The sequence below is a fragment of the Brevundimonas staleyi genome, from assembly GCF_041893865.1.
Taxonomy (GTDB): Bacteria; Pseudomonadota; Alphaproteobacteria; order Caulobacterales; family Caulobacteraceae; genus Brevundimonas; species Brevundimonas staleyi.
The window spans coordinates 1,488,245-1,500,307 of the sequence record NZ_CP169082.1 but is presented as its reverse complement, the minus strand read 5'-3'; the positions used below and the strand labels follow the sequence as shown (position 1 = coordinate 1,500,307).

The window sequence follows — 12,063 nt, the reverse complement described above, 5'->3', positions numbered from 1 at the left end:
GAGGGCCCGCAATGGCCGATACCGACGCGCGCGCCACGATCATCGACGGCAAGGCCTTCGCCGCCGGTCTGGTGGATCGGGTGACGGCCGCCTCGGCCCGTTTGGAAGCGGCCCATGGGGTCAAGCCCGGCCTCGCCGTGGTCATCGTCGGCGAGGACCCCGCCAGCCAGATCTATGTCCGCAACAAGGGCGAGACGACCGCTCGCGCCGGCATGCGGTCCGACACCCACCGCCTGCCCGACACGACATCACAGGCCGAGCTGATGGCCCTGATCGCGACCCTGAACGCGGACGCGGGCATCCACGGCATCCTGGTCCAGCTGCCCCTGCCCGCCCAGATCGATTCCTCCGCCGTGCTGGACGCCATCGATCCGGACAAGGACGTCGATGGCTTCCACGTCGTCAACGCCGGTCGCCTGGCCGTCGGTCTGCCGGGTCTGGTCCCCTGCACCCCTCTGGGTTCGACCATGCTGCTGAAGGATCGTCTGGGCGACCTGTCGGGCCTGAACGCCGTCATCGTCGGCCGCTCCAACATCGTCGGCAAGCCGATGGCCCAACTGCTGCTGGCCGAGAACTGCACCGTCACCGTCGCCCATTCGCGCAGCCGCGACCTGCCCGCGATCTGTCGCGCCGCCGACATCCTGGTTGCCGCGGTGGGCCGGCCGGAGATGATCAAGGGCGACTGGATCAAGCCGGGCGCGACCGTGATCGACGTCGGCATCAACCGCGTTCCTTCGGCCGATCCGGTCAAGGCGGCGGAGGGCAAGACCCGCGTCGTCGGCGACGTCGCCTTCAAGGAAGCGGCCGAGATCGCGGGCGCCATCACCCCCGTTCCAGGCGGTGTGGGTCCCATGACCATCGCCTGCCTTCTGGCCAACACCTACACCGCCGCCTGTCGCGCGGCGGGTGTGGAGCCGGAGCGTCTGGACGCTTGAAGCGGCGCAACGATGCGCGGATAGTCCTCTTCTGACGGGCGACGCAGCGTCCCCCACGGAGAGGTTCATGGCTCGCAGCACGTCTCGTCTGGTCGGCTCCATCGCGGTCGTTCTGGCGGCCCAGAGCCTCGCCGCCTGCGGCTACAACACCATCCCGGAGAAGCAGGAACGGGCCGAGGCGGCCTGGGCCGACGTCCAGAGCCAGTACCAGCGCCGCGCCGACCTGATCCCCAATCTGGTCGCCACGGTGCAAGGCGCGGCCATCCAGGAACGCACCACCCTGACCCAGGTGACCGAGGCCCGCGCCCGCGCCACGGCGGTGCAGATCACGCCCGACACCCTCAGCGATCCGGCCGCCTTCCAGCAGTTCCAGGCCGCCCAGGGCCAGCTGACCAGCGCCCTGTCCCGCCTTCTGGTGACGGTCGAGGCCTATCCCCAGCTGCAGGCCAACCAGGGCTTCCTGCAACTGCAGTCCCAACTGGAAGGCACGGAGAACCGCATCACCATCGCGCGGCGCGACTACAATGAGGCCGTGCGCGACTACAACACCTCGCTCCGCACCTTCCCGACCGTGATCTGGGCCAACACGGCCTTCTCGGGCGAGGAGCCGATGCAGCTGTTCAACGCCACGGCCGAAGCCCAGACCGCGCCCCAGGTGTCGTTCAATCTCGACGGCCAGGCGTCCGCCCAGCCCGGCGGGGCGGCCCCCGCCGTCGCCCCCGGCTCGACGCCGCCGGCCCGGTGATTTCGACCATCATGACCAGGCCGGTCAGGCGTTTTCTGGTCGTTGTCTTCATCGGTCTGGCCTCGGCCCTGGCGATCCCGTCGGGGGTGCTCGCCGACCCGACCTTCCCGACCCTGTCCGGCCGCGTGGTCGATCAGGCGGACCTGCTGTCGCCCCGCCAGGAAGCCGCGATCACCGGCAAGCTGGCGCAGCTGGAAACGCAAACCGGCGACCAGTTCGTGGTCGTCACGCTCAGCAGCCTTCAGGACTACGAGATCGAGGACTACGGCTACCGGCTGGGTCGGCACTGGGGCATCGGCCAGTCGGAAAACGACAGCGGCGTCCTGCTGATCGTCGCCCCGAACGAGCGCAAGGTCCGGATCGAGGTCGGCTATGGACTGGAGCCGGTCCTGACCGACGCCCTGTCCGCCCGGATCATCCAGACCGACATCCTGCCGCCCTTCCGCGACGGCGACTTCGCCCAGGGCATCGAGGCGGGCGTCGACGCGGTCATCACCCAGCTGACGCTCGATCCGGCCGAGGCCCAGGCCCGCGCCGCGGCGGCCGCACCGAGCGAGGTCGAGGCGCCCGTCCTTCCCGGCATCATCATCGCCCTGATCTTCGTCTTCTTCTTCCTGGCCCTGCTCGGCGGCATCGGAGGTCGCGGCCGTCGACGGCGCGGCGGGAAACGGCGCGGCATCGACCCGATCCTGATCTGGGGCGCGTCGGAGGCCATGTCGAACTGGGCCCGCAGTTCGTCGCGCGGGTCGTCGGGAAGCTCCCGTGGCGGTTCGTCCGGCGGATTCCGGGGCGGCGGCGGCAGTTTCGGCGGCGGGGGAGCCTCGGGCGGATGGTGATGCGACTGAACGCTTCCGACCACGCCCGTGTCGCCGGCGCGATCGCGGCGGCCGAGGCCCGGACCTCGGGCGAAATCTTCTGCGTCCTGGCCGGGCAGGTCTCCAGCTATCGCGACATCAGCCTGGCCTGGGCGGCGGCGGCGGCCCTGTTGCTGCCTCTGCTGCTGATCCCGCTGGGTTTCGATCCCGACTGGTTCCCTGGCGTCGCCGACGGATGGGAGGCCGCCCATCTCGCGGCCCAGCCCCTGAGCGTCAGCCATGCCATCGGCGTCTATGTGGTGGTGCAGGCGGCGGTCTTCGTGACCGTCTACCTCCTTCTACGCATCCCCGCCCTGACGCGACTGTCCACGCCACGCGGCATCCGTCGCGACCGCACCCGCCAGGCCGCCATGCACCAGTTCCTGGCCCACGGCCTGCACGTCACCGAACACCGCACCGGCATCCTGATCTTCGCCGCCCTGGCGGATCGTCAGGTGGAGGTCATCGCCGACGAAGGCATCCATTCCCGCGTCGACGCCGGCATCTGGGGCGATGCGGTCGAAGCCCTGACCGAGGGCCTGGGCGAAGGCCGTCCGGCCGACGGCTTCGAGGCGGCCATCACCCTGGTCGGAGGCGTCCTGGCCGAGCACTTCCCGCCCCGCCCGCGCAACCCGAACGAAGTGCCGGATCGTCTGGTCGAAATCTGACCCCGTGACCGCCCTCGCTTTTGCCCTGAAATTGGCCTAGCCCGTCGCGCCATGCGGCTAGTCACCTACAACGTCCATCGCTGCGTCGGCGTCGACAAGCGGCTGGATGTCGAGCGGATCGCGGGCGTCATCGCCGAGCTGAATCCCGACATCGTCTGCCTTCAGGAGCTGGACGTGAACCGCGCCCGGACCGGCGGGGTCAATCAGGCCAAGGCCATCGCCGACCGTCTGTCCATGGCCGTGCGCTTCCACCCGGCCATGCGCGTCGAGGCGGAAGAGTATGGCGACGCCATCCTGACCCGCCATCCCGAGACCCTGATCCATGTCGGTGCCCTGCCGACCGTGCGCGGCATACCGGGGCTGGAGCCGCGCGGCGCCCTGTGGGTCCGTATCAATGTTGACGGCGTCGATCTGAACGTCCTGACCACCCACCTCGGCCTCGTGCCGAAGGAACAGCGGCTTCAGGCCGCCGCCCTGGTCAGCAAGGAATGGCTGGGTCACCCGGACTGCAAGGGCCCGACCCTTCTGGCCGGCGACTTCAACGCCACCTCGATCACTCGCCCCTACCAGACCCTGACGCGCAACCACGCGGATTGTCAGCGTCAGCTCGGTCTGAAACAGACGCTGAAGACCTTCCCGTCCGGCTTCCCGGCCATCCGCATCGACCACGTCTTCGTCAGCCCGGAGATCAAGGTCACAGGCGTCAGCGCCCCCTTCTCTCCCCTGTCGCGGATGGCGTCGGACCACCTGCCGCTGGTCGTCGACTTCGAGATTCAGCCCGGCGCCTGAAGCCTTTGCGAGCGGTTCCGCCGCTTCCACGGCCGCCAGGCGTCGCGGGTCGAAACCGGGTCCCCAAGTTGGAACTCGGCGATCGTGCGCTGGATCATCGACGGCGGCGTGGCCCCCAGGGGCGACATGCGTCTGCCGCCGAACTTCTGGATCGCCTCGCCGACGCCGCCGCAGACGGCCTCCGCCGCCGCGAACTCTTCCCCGGTCACCCCGATGAAGTGGCCGATGGTGCGGTGGCGGAACCGCTGGATCGCCGCCTTCCCCGCCTCATCCTCAGGCGCGATGGCCACGTCGCATTCGGTGTCGAAGCCCAGCGAGCGGTTGTTGATGTTCGTCGATCCGATCCGCAGCAGGACGTCGTCCACCACCGTCACCTTGGCGTGGACGATGATGCGGTCGCCGCTCCTGGTATTGGGACTGAAGGCGAAGAAGCGGTTGTGCCGGTCGGCGCTTTCGAGCCGGAACAGGACCTCGGCGCGGGCCGTGTCCATGGTCATGCTGTCGAACCAGCTGGGGCTGCGCCCCGTCGAGACCAGAACCACCTCCGGCCCGTCCGGCTCGTCCAGCCGCTCGGCCAGGGCGCGGGCGATGACCGGCGAGGTGAAATACTGGTTCTCCATATAGATCAGCTTCCGGGCGCCCCGGATCGCCTCCAGATGCAGCCGCTCGTTCTCCCGCACCTCATGCCGCCCACCATGGCCCGGCTCGGTCCGGGCGATGCCGACCGGCGTATCGTGGAAATCCACCGCCAGCCCCTCGGGCCAGGGATCGCTGTCCACGGTGTCGGGCAGCGTCCGCTCCCAGGTCGCCTTGAACCAGCGTTCGCGCGCCAGATCGCCCAAGGCCCTGGCCGCCGGCCCGTCCATCACGCACATGGTCTCGTGGCGGGGCGGTGAGATCACCCCCGACGGCTGGCAGCGGCGCGGATCGTCGTCCAGATGCTGGTCCGAATCCCAGCGGTCGACCGAGACGTCGCCGCCGCCGCAGAAGGCCACGGCGTCGTCGATGATGATCGCCTTCTGGTGATGGCAGGCGCCGAGAGGGCCTGGGGAATCCAGCCGGAACTCCACCATCCGCTTCCTGAACCAGGCCTGGGCCTTGTGCGGATAGAAGCCTTGCGACGCCGCGATCAGGAGGGGCGACTTCCAGATCAACAGACGCACGTCCAGCTCCGGCCGCGTCTTGACCATCATGCGCAGAAGGTGGCCGATTTCGGCCTGCTTGTCGCCGTGCCGGGTCTCGGGATCTAGCCGGGTGCGCGGGTCGAACTGCCAGCCCAGCACGACGACCGAACGCTTCGCCTTCGACAAGGCCGACGCCAGCGCTTCGAAATAGGCGCCGTTCTCCATCAGGATCGACAGCCGGTGGGCTCGCTCCACGCGCCACACGGTGTCGCCGGGCGTCAGCACGGCGCCGGTGTCCAGCAGCGGGCCTTGGGCGGCGTCCATCGGGTCTCCCTGCCGGCGTGGTGAATCGGGGCGCTCGGGTCGAGATGACGCCCAAGCGTGTCTTCCGTTCCACTGTCGCACGCTCCCGGTCAATGGCTCAGCTCGGCGCATTGTCCGGTTCCGTGAAATCAGGCATAAGGCGGGCCGGATTGTGGGAGATGCCGACGTGCAGGCGCTGATCGAGTTGCTGGCTGGCTTCATCGCCCTGCTCGCCGCTGCGGCCCTGGCCCAGTTCGGCGTCGATCTGAACACCGCCGCCCATCCCGAGCGTGAGATCCGCCGCGTCAGCGACTGCCCCGAGCCGCCTTCGAGCGACGCCCTGATCACCGTGCGCCAGACGAACGACTGCTAGGTCGGACCGCGTCAAATCGCCGATCCTGGCCTGTCGTCCACTTTTTTGAGACCCCGACGAGTCGATACCGCCGCAAAATGGTCTAGGGTCGCCGCGCCCGCGACTCCTGCGTCGCGCGACCGCCCACCTGAGACCCGCGCCCCATGAAGTCCCGCTCCCGGCCGCCGCTGACCCTGTCCGATCCCGAACCGGTCGAGCCCGCCGACGCCGCCGTCACGCCTGAAGAGGCCGCCGCCCCCGAGCCCGCGGCGCAACCCGAGGTCGCGCCGGAACGCCCGATGTCGGAGCGCCGCCGTCGTCGCCTGCTGGAGCAGCAACGCGCGGCGGAACTGGCGGCCGCGACCCCCGAGCCGGAGCCCGCGCCGCCGGTCACGGCCGAGCCCGCCGTCGAGCCCATCGCCTTCGCCACCAGCGCCGACGCCCCGCCCGCGACCTACGCCCCGCCGCCGGTCCCCGCCGATCCCGCCCCGACGAAGCTCAGCCCCACTGGCGCCCGGTCCGGCCCGACCTATCTCATCGCGGGCGTCGCCGCGGCCCTGTGGGTCGGCGGCGTCGCCTCCTGGGCCGCCTATGAGGTCGGCTCCGGCGCGGTCGCCCCCGACCCCCTTCGACTAGCCATATTCGCCCTTATAGCCCTCGCCCCCGCCGGCCTGGCGATTTTGCTGGCCCATGCCGTCCGTCAGGGCGCCGGCCTGGCCTCCGAGACCCAGCGCGCCCGCCAGCTGGCCGAGGCCCTGGTCGCCCCGACGGCCCTTGCCGCCCAGCAGACCGGCCAGGTCCTGAACGCCCTGCGCAACGACATCGACCAGGCCGCCTTGGCCGCCGAGCGGGCCCGCAACGACATGGCCCTGCTGCGCGAAGCCCTGGCCGCCGAGACGACCCGCCTCAACGACGCCGCCGAGGCCGCCGGCCGCACCGCGCGTCGCCTGACCGAGTCCCTCGGCCGGGAGCGGGAAGAGATGACGGCCCTGGGCGGTCATCTGGACGGACAGGCCTCGGGCGTACTCGACGCCGTGGAGCGCCAGTCACGCCTGATCGTGGACGCCTCCGACCTGGCCCAGACCCAGCTCCGGGAAGCCGAGGCCGCTCTGGCCGCCCGCGCCGCCGACCTGGCCGCCGCCGCCGGAGAGGCCCAGGACGCCGCCCGTCTGGCCGCCGACGACCTTGCCCGCCAGACCCTGCGTCTGGAAAACGCCGGCACCGGCGTCGCCGAACAGATCCAGTCGGTCGAGGAAGGCCTGGGCCAGCAGCGCGCCGCCCTGGTCACCGCCGCCTATGCGCTCCGCACCGATCAGGAGGACTTCTCCGCCCAGGTCGAGAGCCAGCGCGCCCAGCTGACCGAACAGCTGTCGGCCGCCCGCAGCGCCACGGGCGATCTGGGCGAGACCTCGACCAAGGCGACCGAGGGTCTTCGTGATCTGGTCGAGGCCGCGACGGACCAGTTCCGCGCCCTTGTCGACCTGTCCCAGCGCGAGGCCGACGGCTTCGACGCCGCCACCAAGCTGTCGCTCGATCGTTTCGAGGCCCTGGCCGCCGAGGCGCGCGACACCCTGGTCGAGGAAACCCGCCGCACCCTGGCCGTCCTGCGCGCCACGGCCGAGGAAAGCCGCATCACCGCCGAGGAGGCCGCCGGTCAGGCCCAGCTCCGCGCCGACCGTCTGGGCGAGGCCCTGTTCGACGCGGCCCAGAAGGCCGACGCCGCCGCCGACGCCCGCGTCGAGGGCGCGCGCAAGATCGTCGGCGAGACCGTCGATCTGGTGGACGAGGCCGGCCAGCGCGCCATCGCCAAGCTGGAGTCGACGCTCGACCGCATGAACCGCGCCCTGGGCGAGGTTGACGCCGCCATCGGCGATCTGGACGAACGGGCCGCCCGCCTGCCGGAAGAAGCCCGCGCCCGCGCCGAGGCGGTTCGGGTCACGGTCGAGGACGGTCTGGCCGCCCTCGCCGCCGCCTCGCGCAAGGCCGCCGAGGACACCGAGGCCCTGGACGTCGGCTTCCAGGAGCGGGTCCGCCGCAACTACGACATGCTGACCGAGGCCGTCCGGCTGATGGGCGTGGTCTCCGGCGACGGCGGCGCGCCGATCCGGCGTCGCGAGAGCCTGGCCGAACCGACCACGCCGGCCAACGAGCGTCGCGCCCCGGCCGCCGAGACCGATCGCGGTTTCGGTCTGCGCGGTCGCCTGAAACTGGCTCCGGCCGGGGAAGATCCGGGCGTCCGCACCCCGCCTCCGGCCAAGGACCGTCTGGACTGGAGCGATCTGGTCGATGACGGGCCGGGCGAGGCGCCGCTCGATCTCGACACGCCGGTCATGCCCGCCGACGACGGCGCCCTGACCGACCGGATCACGGCCGCCATCCGCCGCATGGGCGTGGACCCCAATGCGCTCCTGCCCCGTTCGCGGGTCGAGGAAGCCGCCGCCGCCTTCGCCGACCGCGACCCCGACCGGGCCCGTCAGATCGTCCGCCGCGTCGCCCCGGCGGCCGTCCGCAGCGTCTCGCGCCGGGTGATGAGCGACCCCGATCTGCGCAGCGACGCCGAGCGCTATGTCCGGGCGTATGCCGGTCGTCTGAGCGACGAAGCGCGGGGCGGTGCGACCGCCGTACTGGGCGCCCTGGCCACGGACGCGGGTCGGGCCTTCATGCTTCTGGATGCGGCGGTCGGCGACCTCGCCTGAGACGCGAAGTCGAACGATGAAATCGTCCGGGACCCTGCTTTTGACTTGACGGGATCGTCCGCTTGCGGACACCGTCCGGCGACTGTCACGACGTTGTCACACGCCTAGCAGGGTCCATGCTCGACACCATCGCCGAGAACCAGCCGGACCGCAGGCCTGCGATCCTTGTCTGCATCTATGAGACCGACGATCCTTTGTGGGCCGCGATGGACACGGAGGGCGGATCCGCCTGGGCGCCGTCCGGCTCGCGCGTCCGCGCTATGGGCGCCGACGAGCCCGCCGCCCTGGCCGAGACCATCACCCGCCAGATCGGCGAGGCGGAGTGCCGGGCCGTGCTGCTGGTCGGGCGTACCCGCAAGAGCAACGGCTTCCGCGTCCAGATGCGGGCCGAGAACCGGGCCCCGACAGGCGGCAAGAAGGTCTCCCAGACCGGCCCCGCCATGGCCCGCGCCACGGCGCCGGCGGCCGAGATCGTCCGTGAGCTGACCGACGTGGGTCTTGCCGCCGATGCGACCTCGGAAAGCGAGGAGGATGTGGGCTCCTACCTGCTTTATCGAATCCTGACCGCCCTGCCCGACAATGCCGACGCGCCGTCGGTGGGCCTGCTGCGCGTGCCCGCCCTGATCGACGGAGAGCAGTTGAGGCGCGGGGTCCAGACGGCGGCCTCCGCCATGGCGCGGCATCTGTCCCCCCTGCCCCGCGCCCGGCTGAGCTAGACCCCGCCGGCGCGGTGGAGGCGCCACTGCAGCGCCAGGCCGATGGCCGCCAGCCCCGTCATCGCCAGATAGCCCAGCACGCCGACGCGGTCGTAGAGCGGCCCCGCCGCCAGGGTCGCCAGACCGATCAGCATGCCCGCCGCCATCACCGAGTTCAGCGTCTGGGCCGCCGTATGGCCGCCGGGAGGAGCCAGCCTCTCCACCACCTGCACGCCGGCCAGATAGGTGGCGGCGAAGGTCAGGGCGTGCAGGGCCTGAAGCGGCCAGAGCAGCCACAACGGCGGGGCGAAGGCCAGGGCCGTCCAGCGCACCACGGCCGCGACCCCGCCCAGCATCAGGATGGTCCCCGGCCCGATGCCGCGCCGCTTCCGCCAGGGCTCGACCCACCACATGAAGGCGATCTCGACGACGACGGAGACGGCCCAGAGGAGGCCCGTCATGGTCTCCGGGATCCCCTGCGCCTTCCAGGCGATGGCCGAGAAGCCGTAGTAGAAGCCGTGGGTCGCCTGGACCGCGCCGATGGCCAAGACGGCGGTCATGAAGGTCGGGTTCACGGCCAGTCGGGCCAGGCCCTTAAACCGCTCGCGGGCGGCGATCCTGGGCCCCTCGGTGACCGGGTCGCTGGGCAGGAGGGTGGCGGCGGTCAGGGCGACCAGGGCGGCGGCGGCGGCGATCCAGACGATGACCCAGTCCACTGAGCCGCGCGTCAGGATGGCCCCCATCACCACGTTGGCGGCCACGAAGGAGGCCGAGCCGAAGCCTCTGGGCAGGGCGAAGTCGAAGCCGTGGCGACGAGCGACCTGGAGGGACAGGACGTCGCTGAGCGGGATCAGGCCGGCCATGGCCGTGGCGGCGACGAACCACAGGGCGCCCTGCAGCCAGACACCGTCGGCCAGACCGGCGCCGGCATAGCCGAGGCAGAGCACCAGCCCCAGAATGGCGATGGGCGAACGCCGCCTGCGGAAGCCGTCGGCCCAGACCGCGATCAGCGGCCCGGTCACGATTCGAGCCAGCATGGGCGCGGCCAGAAGGACGCCGATCTCGGCCCCCGTGAAACCCTGGGAGCGAAACCACAATCCCGCGAACGGCAGGCTCACGCCGTTGGCGCCGAAGAGCAACACATACTGCAGAGCCATGCGGCGGGCGGCGTTCATGAACGATCCGATAGCAGACGGCGACAAATCCGTGAGCATGACCTTGATCGGCTGAAGAGAAATCGCTGCGCGATTTCGCTGAGGCCGTGAATCAAGGTCACGCATGGTTCCTGAAGCCTGATCCGACCGGAAAACCGCTCACACTTTTCCGGATCAGGCTTTAGGTTCCGTCCCATGATCTGGAATCGGAACCTCGCCGTGTTCGCGGCCTTCAACGGCGCGATGGCGGTGGCCCTCGGAGCCTTCGCCGCGCATGGGGCGGGGCCGCAGATCAAGACCCTGCTGACGACCGGCGCTTCCTACCAGCTGACCCACGCCCTTCTGGCCCTGATCTGCTCGGTCGTGCCGGTGCGGGGCAGTCTGGCGATCGTCGCCGGGTGGCTGGCCTCCGTGGGCGGGCTGATCTTCTGCCTGGCCCTGGCCTTCCTGGGCCTGCTCAGCCTGCCGGCGCTCGGCGCGGTCGCCCCCATCGGCGGGGTCCTGATGATCGCGGGATGGGTCGTTCTGGCCTTCGCCGCGTTCCGGTCATCGTCCGTAAACGCCTGAACCCTTAGCTGAAAGCTTCAGACACCGCATGGCCTTTCCCGTGACCGAGACGCCCCGACGCGAGCTTTACCCCGAGCTCGAGCCCTTCGCGTCCGGATGGATGCAGACCGAAAGCGTCCACGAGATCTACTACGAGGAGTGCGGCAATCCGCAGGGCAAGCCGGTGCTGGTGCTGCACGGCGGTCCCGGCGGGGCGGTGAACCCCGGGATGCGGCGCTATTTCGATCCAGCCGTCTATCGGATCGTGATGTTCGACCAGCGCGGCTGCGGCAAGTCGCGTCCGAACGCGTCGCTGGAAGACAACACCACCTGGACCCTGATCGAGGACATCGAGCGGCTGCGCGAACGGTGCGGCATCGACAAATGGACCGTGTTCGGCGGGTCGTGGGGATCGACGCTGTCGATGGCCTACGCCATCACCCATCCGGAGCGGGTCGATGCCCTGATCCTGCGCGGCATCTTCCTGCTGACCAAGAAGGAGTTGCACTGGTTCTACCAGGACGGCGCCTCGATGATCTTCCCGGACGCCTGGGAGCGGTTCGTCGCTCCGATCCCGGAGGATGAGCGCCACGACCTGATGGGCGCCTACTACAAGCGCCTGACCGGCGACGACAAGGCAGAGCGCGAGCGTTGCGCCATCGCCTGGTCCAGCTGGGAGGGCGAGACCGTCAGCGTGGAGGGCCCCGCCGCCCGTCCCGACAAGTTCGCCGAGCCCGAGTTCGCCGTGGCCTTCGCCCGGATCGAATGCTGGTACTTCGTCAACGGCGGCTTCTTCCCCGAGGAAGGCTGGCTGCTGAAGAACATCGGCCGGATCCGCCATATCCCGACCTGGATTGCGCAAGGCCGCTTCGACGTTGTGACGCCTATCGCCAGCGCCTGGGCCCTGCATCGGGCCTTCCCGGAAGCCACGCTGGACGTCGTGCCCGACGCCGGTCACGCCTCCACCGAGCCGGGCATCGTCGACAGCCTGGTGCGCGGCGCCGACTGGGCGGCCAAGCTCTAGGAACAACGAGCGGGCGCGCGGACGTCAGCGTCCCTGCGCCCTCTTCGTCCGTTTCGTCCGGACGAACCGCAACGTGACGAAACGGACGAAACGGACGAAATCGCCGCGCTCGGATGCGAGCCTTTCAAAGACCCGCAGTGCATGTCGGCATGGCGCCATGAAAGCACAAGGGTCGATG

12 protein-coding genes are annotated in these 12,063 nt (G+C 70.3%); 10 read left to right on the top strand and 2 right to left on the bottom strand.

Annotated elements, in window-relative coordinates; translation table 11 throughout:
• Positions 1-11 precede the first annotated feature (11 nt).
• The 5 genes from folD to ACETK8_RS07505 all read left to right on the top strand — a co-directional run bounded on the left by folD (position 12) and on the right by ACETK8_RS07505 (position 3,991).
• The gene (gene folD / locus ACETK8_RS07525; RefSeq protein WP_374038888.1) at positions 12-935 is read left to right on the top strand and encodes a bifunctional methylenetetrahydrofolate dehydrogenase/methenyltetrahydrofolate cyclohydrolase FolD; all 924 of its coding nucleotides are present in this window, start codon (positions 12-14) and stop codon (positions 933-935) included.
• 67 nt (positions 936-1,002) lie between these two features.
• The gene (locus ACETK8_RS07520) at positions 1,003-1,680 is read left to right on the top strand and encodes a LemA family protein (protein WP_374038887.1); all 678 of its coding nucleotides are present in this window, start codon (positions 1,003-1,005) and stop codon (positions 1,678-1,680) included.
• 11 nt (positions 1,681-1,691) lie between these two features.
• Positions 1,692-2,516, top strand: a complete 825-nt coding sequence (locus ACETK8_RS07515) for a TPM domain-containing protein (protein ID WP_374038886.1) — start codon at positions 1,692-1,694, stop codon at positions 2,514-2,516.
• The gene (locus ACETK8_RS07510) at positions 2,516-3,202 is read left to right on the top strand and encodes a TPM domain-containing protein (protein ID WP_374038885.1); all 687 of its coding nucleotides are present in this window, start codon (positions 2,516-2,518) and stop codon (positions 3,200-3,202) included. Before ACETK8_RS07515 ends, ACETK8_RS07510 begins: the two co-directional genes overlap by 1 nt.
• 51 nt (positions 3,203-3,253) lie before the next feature.
• On the top strand, positions 3,254-3,991 hold the full coding sequence (locus tag ACETK8_RS07505) for an endonuclease/exonuclease/phosphatase family protein (protein ID WP_374038884.1): 738 nt from the start codon (positions 3,254-3,256) through the stop codon (positions 3,989-3,991).
• Here ACETK8_RS07505 and ACETK8_RS07500 read toward each other — a convergent pair.
• A complete protein-coding gene (locus ACETK8_RS07500) occupies positions 3,976-5,439 on the bottom strand; it encodes a phospholipase D-like domain-containing protein (protein WP_374038883.1) in 1,464 nt (487 codons plus the stop codon). The two genes, ACETK8_RS07505 and ACETK8_RS07500, sit on opposite strands and share 16 nt — an antisense overlap.
• A 166-nt stretch (positions 5,440-5,605) precedes the next feature.
• Between ACETK8_RS07500 and ACETK8_RS07495 the strand changes: the two genes are divergently transcribed.
• The 3 genes from ACETK8_RS07495 to ACETK8_RS07485 all read left to right on the top strand — a co-directional run bounded on the left by ACETK8_RS07495 (position 5,606) and on the right by ACETK8_RS07485 (position 9,182).
• Entirely contained in the window at positions 5,606-5,791 is a 186-nt protein-coding gene (locus tag ACETK8_RS07495) for a hypothetical protein (protein WP_374038882.1), read from the top strand.
• Positions 5,792-5,934: 143 nt separating this feature from the next.
• Positions 5,935-8,466 carry a tipN gene (locus tag ACETK8_RS07490; protein WP_374038881.1) on the top strand — a complete coding sequence of 844 codons (2,532 nt, stop codon included), beginning with the start codon at positions 5,935-5,937 and terminating at the stop codon, positions 8,464-8,466.
• A gap of 116 nt (positions 8,467-8,582) precedes the next feature.
• On the top strand, positions 8,583-9,182 hold the full coding sequence (locus ACETK8_RS07485; protein WP_374038880.1) for a hypothetical protein: 600 nt from the start codon (positions 8,583-8,585) through the stop codon (positions 9,180-9,182).
• Here the strand turns inward: ACETK8_RS07485 and ACETK8_RS07480 are convergent.
• Complete coding sequence (locus ACETK8_RS07480) at positions 9,179-10,336, bottom strand: MFS transporter (protein ID WP_374038879.1); 1,158 nt, start codon at positions 10,334-10,336, stop codon at positions 9,179-9,181. The genes ACETK8_RS07485 and ACETK8_RS07480 overlap by 4 nt on opposite strands.
• A 174-nt stretch (positions 10,337-10,510) precedes the next feature.
• Here ACETK8_RS07480 and ACETK8_RS07475 point away from each other — a divergent pair, with 174 nt between their 5' ends.
• Positions 10,511-10,882 carry a DUF423 domain-containing protein gene (locus ACETK8_RS07475; protein ID WP_374038878.1) on the top strand — a complete coding sequence of 124 codons (372 nt, stop codon included), beginning with the start codon at positions 10,511-10,513 and terminating at the stop codon, positions 10,880-10,882.
• 28 nt (positions 10,883-10,910) lie between these two features.
• Entirely contained in the window at positions 10,911-11,885 is a 975-nt protein-coding gene (pip, locus tag ACETK8_RS07470) for a prolyl aminopeptidase (protein WP_374038877.1), read from the top strand.
• Positions 11,886-12,063: the final 178 nt, after the last annotated feature.